Annotated in this window: 24 protein-coding genes and 1 riboswitch; of the genes, 15 read left to right on the top strand and 9 right to left on the bottom strand. The window is 40.4% G+C overall.

Annotated elements, in window-relative coordinates:
- Window positions 1-96: 96 nt before the first annotated feature.
- The 6 genes from KMHG_RS04020 to KMHG_RS03995 form a co-directional block, all read right to left on the bottom strand.
- Window positions 97-519, bottom strand: a complete 423-nt coding sequence (locus KMHG_RS04020) for a MarR family winged helix-turn-helix transcriptional regulator (protein WP_010287216.1) — start codon at window positions 517-519, stop codon at window positions 97-99.
- A gap of 31 nt (window positions 520-550) precedes the next feature.
- Window positions 551-955 (bottom strand): transcriptional regulator SpxA, encoded by a 405-nt coding sequence (gene spxA, locus KMHG_RS04015; protein WP_010287215.1) that lies wholly within the window; start codon window positions 953-955, stop codon window positions 551-553.
- A gap of 323 nt (window positions 956-1,278) precedes the next feature.
- On the bottom strand, window positions 1,279-2,169 hold the full coding sequence (locus KMHG_RS04010) for a YitT family protein (RefSeq protein WP_010287214.1): 891 nt from the start codon (window positions 2,167-2,169) through the stop codon (window positions 1,279-1,281).
- Between the two features lie 117 nt (window positions 2,170-2,286).
- Window positions 2,287-3,855 carry an ABC-F family ATP-binding cassette domain-containing protein gene (locus KMHG_RS04005; protein ID WP_010287213.1) on the bottom strand — a complete coding sequence of 523 codons (1,569 nt, stop codon included), beginning with the start codon at window positions 3,853-3,855 and terminating at the stop codon, window positions 2,287-2,289.
- A gap of 93 nt (window positions 3,856-3,948) precedes the next feature.
- The gene (locus KMHG_RS04000) at window positions 3,949-4,137 is read right to left on the bottom strand and encodes an SE1832 family protein (RefSeq protein ID WP_010287212.1); all 189 of its coding nucleotides are present in this window, start codon (window positions 4,135-4,137) and stop codon (window positions 3,949-3,951) included.
- 108 nt (window positions 4,138-4,245) lie between these two features.
- Entirely contained in the window at window positions 4,246-4,611 is a 366-nt protein-coding gene (locus tag KMHG_RS03995) for a hypothetical protein (protein WP_010287210.1), read from the bottom strand.
- A gap of 88 nt (window positions 4,612-4,699) precedes the next feature.
- Here KMHG_RS03995 and KMHG_RS03990 point away from each other — a divergent pair, with 88 nt between their 5' ends.
- From KMHG_RS03990 to KMHG_RS03950, 9 genes are all read left to right on the top strand, one after another.
- Window positions 4,700-5,518, top strand: coding sequence for a purine-nucleoside phosphorylase (locus KMHG_RS03990; protein ID WP_010287207.1), 819 nt, complete (start codon window positions 4,700-4,702; stop codon window positions 5,516-5,518).
- Window positions 5,519-5,615: 97 nt separating this feature from the next.
- On the top strand, window positions 5,616-6,179 hold the full coding sequence (locus KMHG_RS03985; RefSeq protein WP_010287206.1) for an NADPH-dependent FMN reductase: 564 nt from the start codon (window positions 5,616-5,618) through the stop codon (window positions 6,177-6,179).
- 61 nt (window positions 6,180-6,240) lie between these two features.
- On the top strand, window positions 6,241-6,501 hold the full coding sequence (locus tag KMHG_RS03980; RefSeq protein WP_010287205.1) for a hypothetical protein: 261 nt from the start codon (window positions 6,241-6,243) through the stop codon (window positions 6,499-6,501).
- Window positions 6,502-6,580: 79 nt separating this feature from the next.
- On the top strand, window positions 6,581-8,761 hold the full coding sequence (locus KMHG_RS03975) for a DNA topoisomerase III (RefSeq protein WP_010287202.1): 2,181 nt from the start codon (window positions 6,581-6,583) through the stop codon (window positions 8,759-8,761).
- 81 nt (window positions 8,762-8,842) lie between these two features.
- The gene (locus KMHG_RS03970; RefSeq protein WP_010287201.1) at window positions 8,843-9,340 is read left to right on the top strand and encodes a hypothetical protein; all 498 of its coding nucleotides are present in this window, start codon (window positions 8,843-8,845) and stop codon (window positions 9,338-9,340) included.
- A gap of 24 nt (window positions 9,341-9,364) precedes the next feature.
- Complete coding sequence (ybaK, locus tag KMHG_RS03965) at window positions 9,365-9,856, top strand: Cys-tRNA(Pro) deacylase (protein WP_010287198.1); 492 nt, start codon at window positions 9,365-9,367, stop codon at window positions 9,854-9,856.
- A 117-nt stretch (window positions 9,857-9,973) separates the two neighbouring features.
- On the top strand, window positions 9,974-10,606 hold the full coding sequence (locus tag KMHG_RS03960; RefSeq protein WP_010287195.1) for a YczE/YyaS/YitT family protein: 633 nt from the start codon (window positions 9,974-9,976) through the stop codon (window positions 10,604-10,606).
- 184 nt (window positions 10,607-10,790) lie between these two features.
- Complete coding sequence (locus tag KMHG_RS03955; protein ID WP_010287192.1) at window positions 10,791-12,920, top strand: M6 family metallopeptidase; 2,130 nt, start codon at window positions 10,791-10,793, stop codon at window positions 12,918-12,920.
- 166 nt (window positions 12,921-13,086) lie between these two features.
- A complete protein-coding gene (locus KMHG_RS03950) occupies window positions 13,087-14,283 on the top strand; it encodes a glycine C-acetyltransferase (protein ID WP_010287188.1) in 1,197 nt (398 codons plus the stop codon).
- A gap of 42 nt (window positions 14,284-14,325) precedes the next feature.
- Here KMHG_RS03950 and KMHG_RS03945 read toward each other — a convergent pair whose 3' ends face one another.
- Both KMHG_RS03945 and KMHG_RS03940 read right to left on the bottom strand, forming a co-directional pair.
- Entirely contained in the window at window positions 14,326-14,634 is a 309-nt protein-coding gene (locus KMHG_RS03945) for a hypothetical protein (protein ID WP_010287187.1), read from the bottom strand.
- An 11-nt stretch (window positions 14,635-14,645) separates the two neighbouring features.
- Entirely contained in the window at window positions 14,646-15,809 is a 1,164-nt protein-coding gene (locus KMHG_RS03940; RefSeq protein WP_010287186.1) for a pyridoxal phosphate-dependent aminotransferase, read from the bottom strand.
- 104 nt (window positions 15,810-15,913) lie between these two features.
- Between KMHG_RS03940 and KMHG_RS03935 the strand changes: the two genes are divergently transcribed.
- The 5 genes from KMHG_RS03935 to KMHG_RS03915 all read left to right on the top strand — a co-directional run bounded on the left by KMHG_RS03935 (window position 15,914) and on the right by KMHG_RS03915 (window position 20,813).
- A complete protein-coding gene (locus KMHG_RS03935) occupies window positions 15,914-16,705 on the top strand; it encodes a carbon-nitrogen family hydrolase (RefSeq protein ID WP_010287185.1) in 792 nt (263 codons plus the stop codon).
- Between the two features lie 79 nt (window positions 16,706-16,784).
- Window positions 16,785-16,886: riboswitch (SAM riboswitch) on the top strand.
- A 67-nt stretch (window positions 16,887-16,953) separates the two neighbouring features.
- A complete protein-coding gene (locus KMHG_RS03930; protein ID WP_010287184.1) occupies window positions 16,954-17,955 on the top strand; it encodes a methionine ABC transporter ATP-binding protein in 1,002 nt (333 codons plus the stop codon).
- A gap of 1 nt (window position 17,956) precedes the next feature.
- Window positions 17,957-18,646 carry a methionine ABC transporter permease gene (locus KMHG_RS03925; RefSeq protein ID WP_010287183.1) on the top strand — a complete coding sequence of 230 codons (690 nt, stop codon included), beginning with the start codon at window positions 17,957-17,959 and terminating at the stop codon, window positions 18,644-18,646.
- Between the two features lie 12 nt (window positions 18,647-18,658).
- Window positions 18,659-19,492: a MetQ/NlpA family ABC transporter substrate-binding protein gene (locus tag KMHG_RS03920; RefSeq protein ID WP_010287181.1), complete on the top strand. Its 834-nt coding sequence runs from the start codon at window positions 18,659-18,661 to the stop codon at window positions 19,490-19,492.
- Between the two features lie 370 nt (window positions 19,493-19,862).
- Window positions 19,863-20,813, top strand: coding sequence for an L-threonine 3-dehydrogenase (locus tag KMHG_RS03915; protein ID WP_010287180.1), 951 nt, complete (start codon window positions 19,863-19,865; stop codon window positions 20,811-20,813).
- A 40-nt stretch (window positions 20,814-20,853) separates the two neighbouring features.
- On the opposite strand, the gene KMHG_RS03910 is transcribed toward KMHG_RS03915, so the two are convergent.
- Window positions 20,854-21,174, bottom strand: coding sequence for a YflT domain-containing protein (locus KMHG_RS03910; RefSeq protein ID WP_010287178.1), 321 nt, complete (start codon window positions 21,172-21,174; stop codon window positions 20,854-20,856).
- Window positions 21,175-21,395: 221 nt separating this feature from the next.
- Between KMHG_RS03910 and KMHG_RS17335 the strand changes: the two genes are divergently transcribed.
- A partial coding sequence (locus tag KMHG_RS17335) for a long-chain fatty acid--CoA ligase (protein WP_010287176.1) occupies window positions 21,396-23,007 on the top strand: 1,612 nt, incomplete at its 3' end.

Genomic DNA, 23,007 nt, shown 5'->3' with positions numbered 1-23,007 from the left:
AAGCAAGGCTTTTTCGTGCATAAAAAAAAGCACGCCTATAAAGACGTGCTCGTACGCTGTTCTCCACACACTAGGAACAGCGAAAAGCATGAACTGTTATGCTTGCAAACATTTCATAAAAATGACTTGCAGCGTTTTGACTTCTTCAGGCGTAAGCATACCGAACATGCGATTCACAAGTGCTTCGATATGGTCGTATGCATCTTCGAGAAGTGCTTTTCCAGCGTCGGTAATCTCCAGTTGAGATGCGCGACGGTCAGAAGGGTTTTGTTGTTTTTTAATATATTCGGCTTTAATCAGTTTACTCGTCAGAACAGTGACGCCACCAGTTGTCACATGTAGTGTTTCTGCTAAATCAGAAGGGCGGAGTGGTCCTTTGGAATCTAATAAGTCCAATAATAAAATATGCGTTTTTGATAAGCCTAAATTATTGTGGCTATTCCATTCATTTGCCCATTTTCGTTCGATAGCAGTTGCTACTTCAAAAAGAGCTGTGATGCCATTGTTGCGGCGATCCATCACGTTCAATCATCTCCAAATTTTCTGACGTTTAGTACTCATTTGCAAGGCGTTGCATTTCGTACAATTCGAAGGCACGAACTTTACGTGGGATGAAGCGACGAATATCCATTTCGTTGTAACCGACTTGTAAACGTTTCGCATCTAATAAAATCGGACTACGTAACATTTTTGGATGTTCTTTAATAATTGCATATAGTTCTTGAATTGATAATGTATTAATGTCGCAGTTCAAGTTTTTATAGTCTTTTGAGTTTGTTGAAATAATTTCATCTGTGCCATCTTCGGTCATGCTTAAAATCGTTTTGAACTCTGACAATGTTAGCGGATCAGACGTAATACGTTTTTCAGTATATTGAATACCGTTTTCGCGTAACCATTGCAGTGCTTTTTTTGATGATGTGCAGCTTGTTTGTGTGTAAATTGTAACAGTCATGTGGATTCCTACTTTCGTTCTTATATGATACATATATCTTATCAGTAAGATATCTATAAGTCAAATTGATTTTTTTGAACAAACGCCATATATTTACGGAGAAAAGAGCATTTTACATGCAAATTGCCGTTTATCGCGCTGTATTTATATATAGGACGTAAAAAAATAGTACAGGTTTCAAATTGTTTTTTTGTCAGAAAATATCGATAAATGCCGTCGTGACGCGGTTTTGAGGAAGTTTGCTTCAATGAAAACGCTTTCTGTCACGAAAATATCAAAAAATCTTCAAAAAAATATGCACAAGCTTTGCTTGCGCACATTTTTTAGTGAATATCTTTTTTCTTAAAGTTCCCACCGCTAATTTCCGTCATGTTGCTGAAGGCAAGAAACGCAGACGGATCGACTTCATGCACGATCGTTTTGAGTTTCGCTTCTTCTAACCGACTAATGACGCAGAAGATGACTTGCTTTTCATCGTTCGTATAGCCACCGCGTCCGTTTAAATACGTCACACCACGTCCGAGACGGAACATAATTTTTTCACCGATGAGTTCTGGCTTTTCGCTAATGATCCAGATCGATTTCGTTTGATTGAAACCTTCTGAAACGAGGTCAATCGTTTTAAATGCGATAAAATACGCAATTAGAGAATACATCGCACGGTCTAAACCAAAGACGAAGCTCGCGCTACCTAAAATAAATAAGTTCATAATTAAAATAATTTGGCCAACGGAGAAGGGCGTTTTTTTGTTAAACATAATCGCGAGCGTTTCACTACCATCGAGGCAGCCGCCAGAGCGAATTGCGATCCCAACACCGATGCCTAGCATGATGCCACCAAGAACGGTTGCGAGCAATGTGTCGTTCGTGAAGGCACCAGGTAGGGGAATAAACGTTGTCGCGGCTGATAAGACGGCAATGCCATATGTGACGGAAATCGCAAAGCTTTTGCCGATTTGTTTATAGCCGAAATAAAGGAACGGCAAGTTTAAAATAAATAAGAATAGACCGAGTGATAATCCAGTCATATGGGAGATCATCATCGCAATGCCGGTGACGCCACCGTCGACGAGATGATTCGGAATGAGTACTTCTTCAAGTGCGACGGCCATAATAAGTGCGCCAATCGTAATACCGAGGAATCGTAAAAATGTTTTTTGCAGCTTCGCCATTTTTTTCGGGGCGTAACTGTCTGCTAAATCGTTGTTGCTCATATGTTGAGACACCATCCTTATACTACTATTGTAAACAGAAAATGCATATGATGCGAAACATATGGCTAAAATGAGAAAAACCCTTCACAAAAAAGTGAAAGGTTTTTCGTTTTATTATTATTGTTCTTTATGTGCTTCAGAGAACCATTCTGCAACGTTCCATACTTTCGTTACTAAACCATCGTAAAATTCAGGTTCATGGGAAACGAGTACGATTGTGCCTTTATATTCTTGCATCGCGCGTTTTAATTCTGCTTTTGCATCGATGTCTAAGTGGTTTGTCGGTTCATCGAATAACATCCAGTTTGATTCGTCCATCATTAATTTACAAATGCGGACTTTCGCTTGTTCGCCACCTGATAATTGGCTCATTGGGCGACCGATATGTTCATTTTTAAGACCTGTTTTTGCTAGTAATGAACGAACAGTCCCTTGCGTTAAGCTTGGATATGCATCCCAAATGACATCGATCGGTGTTTCTTTACCTGCTTTTACTTCTTGTTCGAAGTAAGAAGGAAATAGGAAGTCACCGCGTTCAACTTTACCGCCAAGTGCTGGGATTTTGCCGAGCATCGTTTTTAATAATGTTGATTTACCGACACCATTCATACCGACAAGGGCAATTTTTTCACCGCGTTCGATTTGGAATGTTAGTGGTGGTAATAACGGTTTTTCTTTATCGTAACCGATTAATAAATCTTTCGCTTCTACGACGTAACGGCTTGAGCTACGAGATTCTTCAAAGCGGAATGTCGGTTTAGAAGCTGTTTCCGGACGTTCGATCACTTCTAAGCGATCCAGTTGTTTTTGACGTGATTTCGCACGACCTGTTGTAGAGAAACGCGCTTTGTTCTTTTGAATAAACGTTTCTTGTTGTTTAATGAATTCTTGTTGTTTTTCGTAAGCGTCGATATGTTGACGTTTATTAATTTCTGCAAGCTCTAAGAATTTTTCATATGACGCTGTGTAACGCGTTAATTTAGAAAACTCTAAGTGGAAAATAACGCCTACGACATCGTTCATAAATTCAACATCATGTGAAATTAATAAAAATGCGTGTGGATAATCTTTTAAATACGTACGTAACCATTCGATATGTTCTTCATCTAAATAGTTTGTCGGCTCATCTAGTAATAATACTTTCGGTTTTTCTAATAATAATTTTGCTAGAAGTAATTTCGTACGTTGACCACCTGAAAGGGCTGCGACGTCACGATCTAAACCGATCGCATCAAGACCAAGACCGCGTGCTACTTCGTCAACTTTCATATCTAAAGAATAAAAGTCACCTGCTTCTAATGCGTCTTGTACTTCTGCCATGTCTTCTAATAGTTGTTCTAATTCTTCTGGTGTTGCATCGCCCATTTTTGCAGCGATTTCATTTAATTCTTGTTCTTTTTTGAAAAGGTCTGCGAACGCATCGTTCAACGTTTCACGCATCGTTTTCCCTGGTGTTAAAACCGTATGTTGGTCAAGGTAGCCATAATGTGTTTTCGGTAACCATTCAACGCGGCCTGTATCGTGTACCGTTTGACCTGTAATGATGCTCATTAATGTTGATTTACCAACGCCGTTTGCGCCGACTAAACCGACATGTTCACCTTCGACGATACGGAAAGATACTTCTTTGAATAATGTACGGTCCCCGAACGAGTGACCAAGTTTATCTACTGTTAAAATTGCCATATTGCGATGTTTTCCTCCTATTATGTGCAAAACAAAACTCCGAAACACCGAGGTATTTTGGAGCTTGAGTTTAAGATGTCAATTTGTAAAAAGTTATTGTAGTTCTTGAAGCTGTTTATTTAGTTCAGCTAATTGGTTTTCCATATCAACTAAACGTTGCTCAGCTTTTGCTAATTGATCGTGGTGACCAGTTGACTCGATTTTTTCGATATCGCCTTGTTGACGAATGTAGTCACTTTTTAGCTCTAAAATTTGATATTCGATTTCTGATTTTGTAGCCATATTCAAATTCTCCTTCGATAGCGCTTTTGTTCAATGATGTCATTGTACCATAGCTATACGAAAAAAAGCTGTCCAAAAATCTTTCATCGTGGACAGCTTTTTATGCAATTATGATTGTTTACATAGTTTTAATAAACTGTTGCTTAATTCATTCAACGTCGTCGCGTTATCTTTTAACGAGTGAATCAATTTATTTTCTTCTGTGAGCGTTGCCACAATTTCTTGTGTGGCAGCATTGTTCTCTTCAGAAATTTGCGTAATATGTTCAATTTGCCCCTTCGTTTGACTTACTTCTTCAGAAGCCGCATGTAACGACGACGCATTTTGATGTAAGACGTTTACGGAACGCGTAAAGTTGTCACGAATTAACGTAAATGAATCTGCTAACGACGTTAATTGGTTTTGTGCGGTCGTACTCGCATTTTTACCGTCATGTGCTTTCGTTTGGGTTAAGCCAGATTTTTTAAAGAGCATCGTCGTTACCGTATTAATTTCTTTCGTAATCGCATCTGTTTGGAACTTTTAGTACACTAATGGTAAAACAATAGAACGGAGCAGACATATGCATACAGTAGAACAAATCGAACAAACGACGAAATTTATTCAAGAAAAATTATCTGTGCAACCAGTAGTAGGGCTTATTTTAGGTTCAGGATTAGGAACGTTAGCAGACGACATTGAACATGCGACAGTCATTCCATATGCAGACATTCCAGGATTCGCAAAGTCAGGTGCAGTTGGTCATGCGAATGAGCTTGTCATCGGTGAATTAGAAGGAAAGACCGTTTTAGCGATGAAAGGTCGTTTCCATTACTATGAAGGGTTTACGATGGACGAAGTAACGTTTCCAGTGCGCGTTATGAAAGCGTTAGGTATTGAAACGTTAATCGTGACAAATGCGTGTGGTGCGGTGAATACGTCATTCAAACCAGGGGAATTAATGCTGATTGAAGACCATATTAATTTAACCGGCCAAAATCCATTAATCGGGCCGAATAACGATGCGTTAGGGACACGTTTCCCAGATATGACGAACGTCTATGACAAGGACTTACGCGCACTTGCAAATGATGTTGCACAAGCACAAGGGTTCGAATTACAACGTGGTGTGTATGCTTGGTGGAGTGGTCCAACGTATGAAACACCAGCAGAAATTCGTATGATGCGTGCAATCGGTGCGGACGCGGCAGGGATGTCGACGGTACCAGAAGCAATCGTCGCACGTCATAGTGGGATGCGCGTCCTTGGCATTTCTTGCTTAACGAATATGGCGGCTGGTATTTTAGATCAACCGTTAAATCACCAAGAAGTAATTGATGTCGCAGCACAAGTGAACAAAAAATTTACGGGTCTCGTAAAAGGTGTCGTTCACGCACTTTAGTTCATTCAAAAGACTGAAATTGGGAAAAAAGGGTTTTTGACGTCAGGAATCATTGGTACAATACGATTATATACTGAACTTTTTGGAGGTTTTCTTGATGAAAATTTTGCTTGTTGACGGTACAGTGCTTGGTCGTAAAACGGGTGCTATTTTAGAGCAAGTTAAAACATATATTGAACAATTTGATGCAAGTTTAGACTTAGAAATTTTAACGTTTGCCGATTATCAACATGAAATCGTCGATGGTCGTCCATTCGATCAATATAACGAAGGTTTACAACAAATGATTAAAAAAATTGAAACGGCGGACGGTTATATTTTTGCGACACCGATTTTCCAAGGTTCAATTCCAGGCGTCTTAAAAAATGCATTCGACTTTTTACATCCGAAAGCGTTACGCTACAAACCGGTATCAATCGTCGCCAATGGCGGTACGTATCAACACCATTTAGTCGTTGAAAATCAGTTAAAACCAATTCTTGATTACTTCCGTTGCTTAGTGACACCAAACTATGTGTATACACATTCAAGTCACTTTGATCGCGATAACAATATTACAGACCAAGACGTACAAGAGCGCCTACAAGAACTTGCGCGCGTCTTCGTGAAATATTGCGCGATGAGCCAAAGCTTACCGAAAGAAACAATCGATCAACCGTAACAGTTAGGCATCGCACAGCGCGGTGCCTTTTTTGTTATACTCGACTTAAGAGGTGATCGAGATGATTGAAAAAGAATTATCAAAAGTAGAACTGATCGTTTTTGAAGAAGATGAAATGGACGTTCAAGAAGAAATTGAAGATTTAAAAGCGTATGCGAAAAAATATGAATTAGATCAAGTAGAAGTAGCGAAACAAATTCGCGAAGAACTCGATGATGAACGTGTGAAATTTACCGTTACATTAGCGATTAGCCGCGATACAGAAAATTTAGGTCGTCTATACGAAACGGAAGAGCAAAAGATTTTCGGTTTCGAAGACTAATTAAAAGGAGGGGCGGCACTGCTTCTCCTTTTTCAATGTGTGTTCCGTTATAATAAAGAAATCGAAAGGAATGAGATATATGGCAAAATCATTAGTTATTGCAGAAAAGCCATCAGTAGGTCGCGATATCGCGCGCGTGCTGAAGTGCTCGAAAAAAGGAAATGGCTGTCTTGAAGGCGACAAGTATGTCGTGACGTGGGCGCTTGGCCATTTAGTGACACATGCGGACCCTGAACAGTACGACAACAAATATAAAGAGTGGAAAATGGAGGATCTGCCGATTGTGCCAGAACCATTTAAACTCGTACCAATTCGTCAAACGACGAAACAATTTAATGCGGTGAAAACGTTACTGAACCGCGGCGATATTACGAACGTTATTATCGCAACAGATGCAGGGCGTGAAGGAGAACTTGTCGCGCGTTGGATTTTAGCGAAAGCAAAATCGAAAAAGCCGATTAAACGTTTATGGATTTCTTCTGTGACAGATAAAGCGATTAAAGAAGGATTCAATAAATTACAAGACGGTCATAAATACGATGCATTATATGAAGCGGCCGTTGCACGTGCTGAAGCGGATTGGGTTGTCGGCATTAACGCAACGCGTGCTTTAACAGTAAAACATAACGCACAGCTTTCTTGCGGTCGTGTACAAACACCAACACTTGCGATGATTTACGAACGTGAGCAACAAATTAAAAACTTTAAGCCGAAAACGTATTACGGTATGCAAGCGTTAACGAATCAAACGACGTTTACGTGGCATGATGCAACATCGAATCAAGCGCAATCATTCGATAAAGCTAAAATTGAAGCGATTTTAAAAACGTTAGATTCAATGCACGAAGGGGAAATTGTCGACGTGAAAATGACGCAAAAGAAAAAATTTGCGCCGACATTGTTCGATTTAACAGAGCTACAAAAAGAAGCGCATAAACGTTGGAGCTGGTCAGCGAAAGAAACGTTATCAACGCTACAACATTTATATGAACATCATAAAATCGTGACGTATCCACGTACCGATTCAAAACATTTAACAGCCGATATTCAATCGACATTTAAAGACCGCATTAAAGCGACGACAAGTGGTGATTCTCGTCAAGCCGCAAATTTATTATTGCGTCAATCAACTGTCCAAGCACAAAAAGGTGTCATTAACGACGCAAAAGTATCGGATCACCACGCCATTATCCCAACAGAAGAACCGGTCATTTTACCGAACCTATCAGATAAAGAACGCAAACTATACGATTTAATCGTAAAACGTTTCTTAGCAGTATTTTATGGTCCTTACGTCTATGACCAAACAGTTGTAACTGTAAAAGTTGGCAATGAGTTATTCACAGCAAAAGGCAACACTGTACGTGACCTTGGCTGGCGTAACGTTTACGGTGCAGATGAGGATGACGTGAAGACATTACCAACATACGTAAAAGGTGCAAAAATCGCTGTACGCGCAGTAGCGATGACTTCAGGACAAACGAAGCCACCGGCACCATTTAACGAAGGAACGCTCCTTGCGGCGATGGAAAATCCAACGCAATTTATGCAAGGCGAGTCGAAAGAGTTAATTCAAACGTTAAATGAAACAGGCGGTATCGGTACGGTCGCAACGCGTGCAGACATTATCGAAAAACTGTTCAAGTCGTTCGTCATTGAGAAAAAAGGCAATGACATTTTCACGACGTCAAAAGGGCGTCAACTGCTAGACCTTGCGCCGGAAGATTTAAAATCACCAGCGTTAACAGCAGAATGGGAAAAAGAATTGACAAAAATTGCACAAGGTAAAGCGAAGAAAAAACAATTTATCGGCAAAATGATCGCCTTTACTGAGAAATCAGTGAAAGAAATTAAAATGAGCGACCAAAAATTCAAACACGATAACGTGACAGGTAAACGTTGCCCAGATTGCGGTAAATTACTGTTAGAAGTGAACGGCAAACGTGGGAAAATGCTCATTTGCCAAGACCGCGAATGTGGCTATAAGAAAAAAGTGTCACAGCTAACGAATGCACGCTGTCCGACTTGTCATAAAAAATTAGAATTACGCGGTGAAGGTGAAGGCCGTACGTTCACATGTAAATGTGGTTATCGTGAAAAACTATCAGCGTTTGAAAAACGTAAAAAAGAATCAAGTAAGACTAAAGTTTCAAAACGTGATGTGAATAAATATATGAAGCAACAAAATAAGGAAGAAGAGCCTCTAAACAATGCGTTTGCAGATGCACTAAAAGGGCTATTTAATAATAATAACGATTAAAAAAGGCATAGCTTAAACACTTTTTTTTCAATAAATGATAAGATGTAAGCAATATCTGGATAGTAGAAAGAGGTGGACGATATGAAATTAGCAGCACTACTGAACAACCGCTATGCGGAAATTGAAAACCGTAAACGCGCGTTAAAACAAAAAAACGCAGATGAAGCATATAAGAAAAATGCACAATATTTTCAACCGATGTCTAATCCAGCGTTAGAACAACTCGTCGATTTATTGACTGGCAAAAAAGAGCGTGAAGTGAATGGTGCATTGTCACAAACACGCGAAGAAAAGCCGTCAGCACAAATGACCATCGACCAAGATCAAACGCCGGTAGCGGAAGCATCATTTGCTGCGCCTTCTATCGCACAGCCAGTCGTTTCTTCTACGCATACAGACGTCGCGCAATCGATTGAAAAAACAGGGGACGTTGTGGAAAAACCACAAACACAAATGAATGTAAAACAAGCATTTCACAATCGCTTATTTGAAAAAGCGACGGCGTGCTATCAGTTCCAAGCACAAATGGCTCGGAGTGGATTCCGAATGGATGAGCCAATCTTTTATCAAAGTGCTTAGTTTGAATGAAGGAAGTGTACGATTTTGGGTAAGCAAAAAATTCAAAAAACGAATGCGGTGCGTTTGCTAGATCAGCAAAAAATCCCTTATGCTTTGCAAGAGTACGAAGTGAATGAAGACCATTTAGATGGTGTAACAGCTGCGCGTGAAGTTGGCCAGCCTGTGGAAAAGGTGTTTAAAACACTCGTGGCGAAATCAACTAAAGGGCAACTTTACGTATTTGTCATTCCGGTTGCGAAGGAACTCGATTTGAAAAAAGCTGCTAAAGCCGTACATGAGAAGAAAATTGAAATGCTTCATGTTAAAGATTTGCTAGCAAACACAGGCTACATTCGTGGCGGCTGTTCGCCAATTGGCATGAAAAAGCATTATCCAACATACATTGATCGCGATGTTGAATTAGTAGATGAAGTGCTCGTGAGTGCGGGAAAACGTGGCATGCAATTATGCTTAAAACCTGAACATTTAGTCGAAGCTGCAAAGGCGGAAATTGTCGATATCACCGTTGAAATTTAAGTCATCGTTTGATACAATTGTCGAGTTGCAGTTTAGACGATTCAAAAGACTGTGATGAAGGGAAACCTTTTTCATTGTCTTTTTTTATATGTTCAAAAATAGAAAGAAGGCTATCGAATGAAAAGAGATTACGCAATGCGTTGGCTATTTTTCGTCATCGGCTTAATGGTCATCGGACTTGGTGTCGCATTAACAATTCGTGGAAAAAACTACGGTCTCGGTTCATGGGACGTATTCCATATGGGGCTGTTTTATCACTTCGGTTTATCAGTCGGTACTTGGTCAATTATCGTCGGGTTAACGATTATTATTTTAACAGCGCTTATTTTAAAACAACTACCACGCATCGGTACGTTTTGTAACATGCTCGTAACGGGTGTTTTCATTGACGTATTTAACAACATCTTACCAACAGATGTAGAAGGTATGTTATTACAAGGTGTTTATTTCGTCGCAGGAACTGTACTGATTGGTGCAGGTTGTGCGATTTACGTATCGGCAAACTTAGGCGCTGGTCCACGTGACAGCTTAATGCTGATTATGGTCGATAAATTAAAATTTAGTATTACCGTTGCACGTACGCTAATGGAAGTATTTGCGGCAGGCCTCGGTTTTGCAATGGGTGGTCCAATCGGTATCGGTACAGTCATTATGGTATTCGTATTAGGCCCTGTTATTCAGTTTTTCTTACCACTTTGCCAAAAAACACTGGCGAAATGTTTACAAAGTGGGAACGTTATTTACAAGTAAATCAACCCACTTGCTCAGAAAAGTTATCCACATGTGGATAACTTTACAACTAAAAGTCAGAATATTTCGTCTATCGAAAGAATTATAAAAAATGTTGAAAAGAAACGAAAATTTACATATTTTTCTGAAAATTCAAACATGTTAAGCTAGAGAGGCAGAAAACGAACTGAAAGGTGGGCTTTATGTGCAGAAAAACAAAAAATGGCGTTCATTATTAATGGCAGGTGCATTATTAACTTCACTCGTAGCACCGACAATAGCAGATGCAGCACCTGTGGATAAGTCAGTACAAAATTTCAATACTGAAAAATATGGCGATACGATTTCAATTGATCCATATTTAGACAAGTTATCGAAAGATGAAGATTTTAATGCGAAATTAAAAGACCGTTTAAAGGCGCAAGCTTCTGCGGCAAAACAAGCGGCAACGTCTGATAACGATAGTGACTTTACGTACGATGGCGGTACGAAAAAGTTTTTAACGAATGACTTATCCTTAAAAGATTTTACGCTTCGTAGTGTGGGCGATAACGTAGAAATTTGGGTAGCACATGATTTAGCATATGGCCCGAACAATCCGAAACCAGCAGACGTCGTGACGCAATCGCAAGTGGACAAATTGCGTGATGAATTTGAAAGCAATATTTACCCGAAAGTAACGGATTTCTTCGGCACACCCGATCAGTTAGACGGTTCGAATGCGACGTTACCAAGTCTCGTAGGCTTACCGAAAAATTATTATGAAGGCTCAGATAAAGTCATTTTACTCGTTGATAATGTGCAAGATGAAGGCTGGAACAATCCAGACTATCCATTTTTCGTAGCTGGTTTCTATTGGCAAACGATTGAAAACTACATTAATCGTAATATCGTCACAATCGATACGAACAATTGGGAAACGCGCTTAGAAGATACGTTTTATGGCACGACGATTCATGAGTTACAACATTTAATTCAAGCGGACCATGACTCATCAGAAGAATCATGGCTAAATGAAGGGTTCTCTACATTTTCTGAATACCTCGGTGGCTACGGTGCACCGGAAAGCTCAATTAACTTCTTCTTAGATCACCCTGAAAATTCACTTGTGAACTGGGACGAACATGCGACAGCTGTAACCGGCCCTGAAACGATTGCCGACTACGGCCAAGTGTATTTATTTACGCAATATTTATACGATAAATTCGGCCACGATTTCATTAAAGAAATCGCATTAGACGGTGAATTACAAGGAATGGAAAGCGTTGATAAAGCGTTGAAAGAACGCGGTACGAACTTTACCGAAACGTATCAAAACTTTATGACAGCTGTTGCGCTCGATGACAAATCAGTCGATGCGAAATACGATATCGATAGCATCGATTTACGTGATATTACTATTGATAATAAAGGTACGAAACGTGGCAAAACAGTCGATTTTGAATCTGCAAAAACGTATGAAAAAGAAGGCGTTCCAGCGTGGGGTGGCGATTTTAAATCGTTCGACTTTACGAAAGATGTACGAGGCCTTCGTTTCAACGGTAGCGATTTCTTACCGTTACAATGGGCACCTGTTACAGACCCAGTAACTGGACAAGGAAAAGTATTATGGGGCGGTGACGGTTCAGAAGCCGACCATGAAATGATTTTTGAAGCGGACTTAACGAATGCGACAGCGCCAACATTAACGTTCCAAAACTTGTATGATATCGAAGAAGCGTGGGATTACGGCGTCGTCCAAGTATCGACAGATAACGGCGAAACGTGGGAAAGTTTATCAAATATTAATACGCGTAACGACGTAGATCCACAAGGTTACCCGAAAATTAAAGATAACGTACCAGGCTTTACGGGTACTGTTGATGGCTGGCAAAATGAAGCATTCTCATTAGAACAATACAAAGGTCAAAAAGTGCTCGTATCGTTCCGCTATTTAACGGACTGGGGTTCAGAGCAAAAAGGTTGGTACGTGAAAGACATTCGCATTAATGAAGCGAACGTTCATATTGCAGGTGATTCGACAGAAGGGCTTCAAACGTTATCAGCGATTAATAAAGATTACGTAAAGTTTTTAACGACGTTTATCCAAACGAAGAAAAATGGTAAAACGAAAGTCGAACAAGTAAATCCGTACGATGTAACGGCGCAAAAAGCGTTGCAAATAAACAACATGCTGAAAGAAGGAAATACGAAAATGATTACTTCTTATGCAGCAAAACCAGGCGATTTAAAACCGGTGAACTTCACGTATGAAGTGTTGTTTAAACAAGCGAATCCAAACAAAGGAAAAGGTACTAATAACGGGAAAGGAAAAGGTCCGAAGTGGACACGATAACCATCCATTCCAACACGTCGCACATTGCGGCGTGTTTTTGTGTTTTTCTGAAAAATACAAATGTAGCTTTTAAATTAACATATTTTAAAGTTTTATAAAAAATGTACATATGAAAAGAACATTGTCAGAAAAGTATGTTAAAATGAGTGCAATTGAAAGAGAAAGGATGATTCGTGTGTCAAACATTTTAAATACATTCGTCAATGAAAACTTAGAAGCGTTAAAACAACAAGGTTTATACAATGAAATTGATCCAGTAGAAGGTGCTAATGGACCGATCATTACGATTCGTGGCAAACAGCTCATTAACTTATCATCAAACAACTACTTAGGATTAGCAACGAACGATGAATTGAAAAAAATTGCACAACAAACGATCGATACATATGGCGTCGGGGCAGGGGCTGTTCGTACGATTAACGGAACGCTCGACCTCCACGTGAAGCTCGAAGAAAAGTTAGCAGAGTTCAAAGGAACAGAAGCGGCAATTAGTTATCAATCAGGCTTTAACTGTAATATGGCGGCCATTTCAGCAGTTATGGACAAAAACGATGCGATTTTATCAGATCAGCTAAATCACGCATCTATTATTGACGGTTGTCGTTTATCAAAAGCGAAAATTATCGCTTACAATCACTCAGATATGGACGACCTTCGCCAAAAAGCGAAAGAAGCAACAGAATCGGGTCTTTACAATAAAGTAATGGTCATTACAGACGGTGTATTTTCAATGGACGGCGACATCGCGAAGCTTCCTGAAATCGTTGAGATTGCAAAAGAGTTTGATTTAATTACGTACGTCGACGATGCACACGGTTCAGGTGTGACCGGTAAAGGGAAAGGGACTGTGAAACATTTTGGCCTACAAAACGACATCGACTTCCAAATCGGTACGCTTTCAAAAGCAATCGGTGTTGTCGGCGGTTACGTAGCAGGGAAACAAAATGTGATTGACTGGTTAAAAGTGCGTTCACGTCCATTCCTATTCTCTACAGCGTTACCACCAGCAGACGTTGCGGCGATTACAGCAGCTGTTCAAATGATTATCGACTCTACAGAACTGCATGACCGACTATGGGAAAATGGGGACTATTTAAAAGCGGGTCTTCAACAATTAGGCTTTAATATCGGTCATTCTGAAACGCCGATTACGCCATGTATTATCGGTGATGAAACGTTAACACAACAATTTTCAAAACGTTTAATTGAAGAAGGCGTTTATGCTAAATCAATCGTTTTCCCGACCGTTCCAAAAGGTACAGGTCGCGTGCGTAACATGCCAACAGCGGCGCATACGAAAGAGATGCTTGATGAAGCGATTGCGATTTATGAGCGTGTCGGTAAAGAGCTAGGCGTTATTTAATCATACGGAAAAGAGGCTTCGCATATGCGCGAGGCCTCTTTTTTAGTTGCGTTCTTTTGCTTTGAGTTCTTTATACTTTTTCGGCGCAAGGATGTTCATCACTTTACCGAATACGAGCGCGACGACGAGTACGAGGACGATTTGAATGATAAATTCAACGAAGCTACTTACTGGTAACTTCAAGCGGAACATAATCATAATCGCTAAAAAAACGCCAAGCGTCGTGCCGAAACCAAATACGAAAATCGTTTTCTTTTGGTCTTGTTTGCTCATTTGATTGAGTAAATAGCGTTGCATCGAAATACTAAGAAAACCAATAAACGCACTAATGACGAGTGCAATAATAATCAAAATGTCACCTCTTAAAATAAGTTAAGTGTGGCGATGCGGTTCATTGCTTCTTCAATACGTGAATCGTCGACGAGTAATCCGACACGCACATATCCTTCACCGTGTGGACCGAAGCCGTTACCATCTGCGACAGCGACATCTGCTTTTTCAAGCAATAAATCCGCAAATTCGCTGCTCGTCATGCCGGTTGGAACGGGTAACCACGCGAAAAAGCTACCTGCGGGCACGTCGATATGCCAACCGATTTTTTCAGCAGTGGCTTTTAATGTGTTGCGACGTTTTTCATAAATCGCCAGTTGTTCCGCGACGCAGTCTTGTGGTGATGTAAGTGCGACGGCAGCGGCATGTTGAATCGCGGGGAATAAACTGCAATACAAGTGGTCTTGAATTAAGTTCAATCCTTCAATGATGTCCGCATTTCCGACAGCAAAACCGACGCGCCAACCGGCCATGTTGTACGTTTTAGATAACGTGTAAAATTCAACGCCGACATCTTTTGCGCCCGGTGTTTGTAAAAAGCTCGGTGGTTTCACACTATCAAAGCCGAGTGAACCGTAAGCGAAATCATGCATGACAGCAATATCGTTGTCGCGCGCAAATTGTACCGTTTCTTCAAAAAATGCAGGTGTTGCGACAGCGCCTGTCGGGTTGTTCGGATAGTTGATATATAGCAATTTTGCAGCTTGTTTTTGTGCATCTGTTAGCACTGAATAATCTGGTAAAAACGCATTTTCAGCGACTAATGGCATCGTCTCAAATTGAATATTGGCCAGTGCCACACCTGATAAATAATCTGGATATCCCGGGTCAGGTAAAAGCATCGTATCACCATCATCAAGTAGGACGAGTGGCAGTTCTACAAGCCCTGCTTTTGCGCCGAATAACACAGCGACTTCTGTTGCGGGATCAATATCGACGTTATATTCACGTTTGTAAAATGTCGCGATCGCTTCTTTTAATTCTACTGTACCACGAAATGGTGAATATTTGTGCATGCTAGCATCTGCGGTAGCTTGTTGCATCGCTTCGATAATATGAGTCGGTGTCGGACGATCTGGATTGCCTTGTCCGAGGTTAATGACGTCGCGTCCTTCTGCCATCGCTTGTGCGACGTTGTGTGATAATTTCGCGAAAAATTGTTCTGGTAGTGCGTTCATTTTTTTTGATAGTTTCATGTAAGTGCCCCCGAAAACAATCTATTGTATAATAGAAAGGAATATTCTGAAAATTAATCTCATGTTAGTACTTTTTCAGAAAAATGTCTATAGGTGGTGTCGGAATGAAATTAGGATGTATCCAATTTAAAGTCGCAACAGGTAATGTCGAGAAAAACTTTGCACGTGTTGAAGAACTGATTCGTGAAGCACATGCGAAAGGTGCAGAGCTTGTCGTATTGCCCGAAATGTGGAATTCAAGCTACGCATTAAAAAAACTTGAAGATTTAGCAGACCGAGACGGTGCACGTACGAAACAATTTTTAAGCAACTTAGCGCGTGAACTACATATTCATATCGTCGGTGGCTCTGTCTCAACAAAAAAAGGCGATGAATTTTACAATACGATGCTCGTCTTTAATAACGAAGGTGAACAAGTCGGTGAATACGATAAAGCGCATTTATTCCGTTTAATGGACGAGCATTTATATTTATCGGCTGGTAGTGGCCAAAATAATTTTAAACTCGGGGACTTAGATGCGGCAGGCGTTATTTGCTACGACATTCGTTTCCCAGAATGGCTTCGTTTGCACGCGATAAAAGGCGCGAAAGTCATTTTCGTGTCTGCGCAATGGCCGACAGAGCGTATCGATCATTGGAAAACGTTATTACAAGCGCGTGCTATCGAAAACCAATGCTTCATCGTAGCGGTTAACCGTACGAGCTACAAACCTGAAAACTTCAACGGTTCATCAATGGTTATTGAACCGTGGGGTGAAGTATTATGGACGGGTCAACCAGATGAAGAATTAGCAATTGTCGACGTTGATTTCGATAAAGTCGATGAAGTACGTACGCGTATTCCGGTATATGACGACCGTCGTGCAGATTTATATGCAGATATGTTGAAAAATTAATTTTTTTCTGAAAATTCGTTGACATATTACTTAAAAAGCAATAATATTAATTTCAACATAAAAACAACCGAATAACTAGGATTTATCAAGAGCGACGGAGGGATTAGGCCCGACGATGTCCAGCAACCCCCAATATGGGAAGGTGCTAATTCCTACAGAATTCATTTCTGAAAGATAAATACGTTTACACATAGGACGTCTTTCAGTGAAAGACGTCTTTTTATTTTGGGAAATATGAGGTTATGCAGATGATTGAAATTAAAAATATGTCAAAAGTATATAAAGCAAAGCGCAAACAAATCATTGGTGTCGATCAAGTCAATTTGACGATTGAAGATGGTGAAATTTTCGGGATTGTCGGTTATTCAGGTGCAGGAAAAAGTTCATTGCTACGTTGTATCAATTTATTAGAACAACCGACGAGTGGAGAAATTTTAGTCGATGGACAAAATTTAATGACGTTAAAAGGAAAGGCGTTACGCCAAGCACGTTTGAAAATCGGCATGATTTTTCAACATTTTTATTTGATTGATCAAAAAACAGTCGGCGAAAATATCGCATTTTCGTTAAAGGCAGCGGGTGTGCCGAAAAGTAAGTTTGACGCACGTATTAATGAATTGTTGACGATGGTCGGTTTATCAGATAAAAAAGACGTTTATCCAGGACAGTTATCAGGTGGTCAAAAGCAGCGTGTCGGTATTGCTAGAGCACTGGCGAACGAACCGACCGTACTGCTTTGTGATGAAGCAACGTCCGCACTCGATCCGACAACAACGACACAAATTTTAAAATTGTTGAAGCAAATTAACCGTGAACTCGGCATTACGATTGTACTCATTACACATGAGATGGAAGTCGTGAAAGACATTTGTGACCGCATGGCAATTATGCAACATGGACGTGTCGTTGAATCAGGCAGTGTGTACGACATTTTTGCGAATCCACAAAAGCCATTAACACAAGAATTTATCGGAAGCGTCGTATCGTTCGACATCCCAGCACATATTATGCAGCAGTTTACAGGAACAATCGTCAAAGTGTTGTTCAAAGGGAATATCGCTGGTCAAAGCGTTATTTCAGATATGTTGCAACAATTCGAAGTACGCGGCAACTTCCTTCACGGAACAATCGAGTACATACAAGAACGTCCACTCGGCATTTTCATTATGGAACTGATCGGTGACGATGCAGATATTCACCGCGCGACGACGTATATGGAATCGCGCGGCGTAACAGTGGAGGTGCAATAATATGTTTGATTTCGAACACTTCGTATCGATGTTGCCAGACATTTGGACAGCATTCGGACAAACGTTACTAATGGTAGGCATTTCGGTAATCGTTGCGATGATTATCGGTTTACCGCTAGGATTATTACTATTTATTACGAGTCGCGAGCTCTTCGCTGTTCGTAGCTTCGGCAAAAAAATGAACCGCCTCGTAAACAATGTATTTGGCTTTATCGCCAACTTCATTCGTTCAATTCCGTACATCATTTTACTTGTCGCACTCATTCCATTAACGAAAGTATTATTAACGGATACGACAGGGCCGCTTGCGGTAAGTGTTTCTTTATCAGTCGCAGCGATTCCATTTTTCGCACGTCTCGTTGAAACATCATTAAAAGAAGTGAGCAAAGGGGTCATCGAAGCAGCGATTGCGGCAGGTGCATCACCTTGGCTCATCATTAAAGAAGTATTATTACCAGAAGCAAAATCAGGCATCATTCAAGGAATTACAATGACGATCATTAGCTTAATCGCGTACTCTGCAATGGCAGGTACGATCGGCGGCGGTGGTGTAGGGGACTTAGCGATTCGCTTCGGTTACTACCGTTACGACAATACGATTATGATTGCCACGATCGTGATTTTAATTATTATCGTCCAAGTCGTACAAATTGCGGGCGATACGATTGCGAAAGCAGTCAATAAAAAATAGGGGGATTTACGAATGAAAAAATGGCTCGTAGCATTATTGTTAGTAGTCGTCACAGCAGCACTTGCCGCTTGTGGTAGCGATGACAAAAAAGACACAGCGAAAGAAACGACATCAAAAGACATTACGATTGGCGCAACAGCAGGCCCTTATAGCGATATGTTAAACAAAGCAATCGTGCCTGCATTAGAAGACAAAGGTTACAAAGTAACTGTAAAAGAATTTAGCGATTACATTCAACCAGATAAAGCGTTAGATTCAGGCGCAATTGATGCGAACCTTTTCCAACACTCTGTATACTTAAACAACTTCAACAAAGAAAACGGTACGAAATTAAAAGCACTTATTATCGTACCAACTGCTCCGATGGGCTTCTTCTCTGATAAATATAAATCAGTAAAAGATATTCCAGATGGCGCGACAATCGCACTTGCGAATGACCCATCAAATGAAGCACGTACGTTGCAATCATTACAAGAACAAGGATTAATTGAAGTAAGCAAGGATGTAGATCCATTAACAGCTTCTATTAAAGACGTAACGAAAAATCCGAAAAACTTAGTGTTCAAAGAAATTGAAGCAGCTGGTCTTCCGCGCGCTGTTGAAACGACAGATTTAGCAGGTGTACCAGGTAACTTCGCGTTAGCAGCAGATTTAGATTTACAAGATGCGGTATTTTTAGAAAACATGCCGGATAAATTCCGTAACGTCGTAGCAGTACGTGAAGCGGACGAAAATTCTCAACTGGCGAAAGACTTAAAAGAAGTTGTAGAATCAGCTGAATTTGAAAAAGTGATCGATTCAGATTTCAAAGGTTTCGGTAAACCAGAATGGATGGAAAACCGTTAATTGATGACAACGACAGCTCAAGCATTACTCGGGCTGTTTTTTTGTACAAAAAAATATAAATGTGTCTAAAATGTGAACATTCATGGACGGTATTAGAAAACGCTATCTTTCCTATTGTACCGCTATTTTTAGACGTTTCTAAATTGTCTGTTTAATATCAAGGACGACTCATGTCTTTTGGGAGATGTGTTTTTTAGAAATACACATATTGTTTTCTTGAATGATACATTATATAATAAATTCAACAAAAAACATTGATAAAACAGCGTTTGTAACATATTTATTGTACATCTAGAAAACACAAATGTTTTTATTTTAAAAGTGTATTTCTGAAAAATACAATTGTAAGCTGTAAGAGGAGGACGTAGAAATGAAGAAAATCATGATAACAGGTGCTTGTGGTCAAATTGGTTCAGAGTTAGTAGAAAAGTTACGTGCAATCTACGGGACAGAAAACGTTCTTGCGACAGATATCCGTAAACCGGTAACTTCTTCGGGGCCGTTTGAAGTACTTGATGTCATGGATGCTGACCGCATGTATGACATTGCGAAAGCTTTCGGAGCAGACACGTTAATGCATATGGCAGCGCTTCTTTCTGCAACTGCTGAGCAAAACCCTGTATTTGCATGGAACTTAAATATGGGTGGTTTGATGAACGCACTTGAAACAGCTCGAAAACTAAACTTACAATTTTTCACACCAAGTTCAATCGGTGCATTCGGTCCATCAACACCGAAAGACAATACGCCACAAGATACATTGCAACGTCCAACGACGATGTACGGTGTTAATAAAGTAGCGGGTGAATTATTATGCGATTACTATTATGAACGCTTCGGTGTTGATACACGCGGCGTCCGCTTCCCAGGCTTAATTTCAAACGTAACGCCTCCTGGTGGTGGTACGACAGACTATGCGGTCGACATTTATTACAAAGCCGTATTAGAAGGTAAATATACGTCTTATATTGCAGAAGGTACGTATATGGATATGATGTACATGCCAGATGCATTGCAAGCGATCGTTGATTTAATGGAAGCAGATAGCGACAAACTTATTCACCGCAATGCGTTCAACATTACAGCGATGAGCTTCACACCAGAACAAATCGCTGCTTCTATTCAACGTGTCATGCCGAACTTTACGATGGATTACGACGTAGATCCTGTCCGTCAAGCAATTGCAGATAGCTGGCCAAACTCTTTAGACGATTCAGCAGCAAAAGCCGAATGGGGTTTCAAAGCGCAATATGACTTAGATAAAATGACTGTTGATATGTTAGAAAAACTAGATCGTAAGCTAAACCGTACAGCTTCATAATCAATGAAAAAGAGCCACCCAAATAGCGGGCGGCTCTTTTTTAATGTTTAATAATCGCGACGAGTTTACCTTCATCGAGTGGAATGTCTAACTGCTTCGCTTCTTCTTCGCTAATGCCGAGCGACATCATTTGCGCACGTAGCTCATAATCGCGCGACGTAAATAAATTTTTAACAGATTGCAAAACGCCCTGTTCGGAAACGCCGACTTGTGAAATATGTAATGTTTTGGCGATATCTTCCGCACGTTCCTCGTAGCGAGCAAACAAATAAATATCTTCACGTTTTACACCTGACTGCAACAATAGATCAACGCGATCTTTCAATCGTACTGCATTTTCAACGACAAAATAACGTTCCATTATCGACTCACTTCCTCTTTTCTAGTCTAGTAAGTTGTTCCCTTTTTTATATACATGTCAAACGGTCTAATATATAAAACTTAAATTTTCTATATAAGTAAATGAAAATGCTATTAAAATTAAAAATTTTCTAAAATATATAGATTTGTCGAGTCGTTTTATATACAATGTTTTTAACAGGATTTGGAAGTCTTGTGCATATGGAAAAGGGGATGATCAATATGATGGATACACAACTTGTTTTAACAGGCTTTGTCAAACGAGCAGAAACGTATTTTGGCCATAAAGAAATCGTGTCGCGTACGTCTGCGACAAAAACGCATCGTTTAACGTACAAAGATTTTGCGGTACGTACGCGTAAACTTGCAGCAGCATTACAACAGTTAGGTATGCAAAAAGGGATGAAAGTCGGCAGCTTCGCATGGAATCAACATCGTCATTTAGAAGCATATTTTGCAGTACCATGCACAGGCGCGGTACTACATATGATTAACATTCGTCTAGCTGATGAACATATCGAATATATTGTGAATCATGCACAAGATGAAATTTTATTAGTCGACATTGATTTATTTGAAACGATTGAGCGACTACTGCCAAATTTACCGAGCGTGAAACATATCGTCGTCATGAGCGACACAGGTGAAGTGCCAGAAACGACGTTTGCGAACGTATATGATTATGAAACGTTGTTAGCGGCAGCACCTTCAGATTTCGAGTTCCCAGATGATTTAGATGAACAAACACCGGCTGCGATGTGCTACACATCTGCAACGACAGGTTATCCGAAAGGAGTCATTTATACGCATCGTGGGCTCGTATTACATTCAATTAATTTAGGATTACGTGATTCATTCGGCATTTCAGAGCGTTCTGTCACGTTACCAGTCGTGCCGATGTTCCACGCAAATGCATGGGGTATCCCATACGCATCTGTAAACTTTGGCGCGAAACTCGTATTACCTGGGCCGAACTTTACGAATGACATTTTAATCGACTTCATCGAGCAAGAACGTGTCACTGTAACGGCAGGTGTACCGACGATTTGGCTTGGCGTAAGCGAGTCGTTAGACAAAAACCCACGTGATTTATCGTCGTTAGAAATGGTCGCTGCAGGCGGTTCAGCAACACCACCTGCACTGATTCAAAAATATGAGAAAGAATACAACATTCCGTATAAAACGGTTTACGGCATGACGGAAACGTCGCCAATCGTATCGGTCGCATCATTAACGTCAGAAATGGATACGTGGGACGAGGCAGATAAAATTAAAGCGTTATCGACACAAGGGCTAACGGTGCCACTCATTGAAACAGAAATCGTCAATGAAGATGGCGTTGTACCAGCGGACGGTCAAACGATGGGTGAGTTACGCGTTCGTGGACCGTGGATTTCGAGCGAATATTATCAAGATGAGCGCACGTTAGATGCGTTTAAAGATGGTTGGTTATATACGGGGGATATCGCGGTACGTACGCCACAAGGCTATATTAAAATTACCGACCGCACGAAAGATTTAATTAAATCTGGTGGTGAATGGATTTCATCAGTAGATTTAGAAAATGCGTTAATGGCTCATGAAGCGGTATTTGAAGCGGCCGTTATTGCGATTCCACACGTCAAATGGCAAGAGCGTCCACTCGCTTGTGTCGTATTACGTGAAGAGTATGATGAGACGGTAAAAGAGGAATTAAACGCATTTTTAGCACAGCACGTAGCAAAATGGTGGCTTCCAGACGATATCGTCTTCGTACGTGAAATTCCGAAAACGTCTGTCGGTAAGTTTTTAAAAGCGAAACTTCGCGACGACATGAAAGACTATCAAGTGAATT

The sequence above is a fragment of the Kurthia massiliensis genome (genome assembly GCF_000285555.1).
In the GTDB taxonomy this organism is placed as follows: Bacteria; Bacillota; Bacilli; order Bacillales_A; family Planococcaceae; genus Kurthia; species Kurthia massiliensis.
The sequence above is the reverse complement of the archived record's forward strand: the minus strand, read 5'-3'. Positions and strand labels throughout refer to the sequence as shown.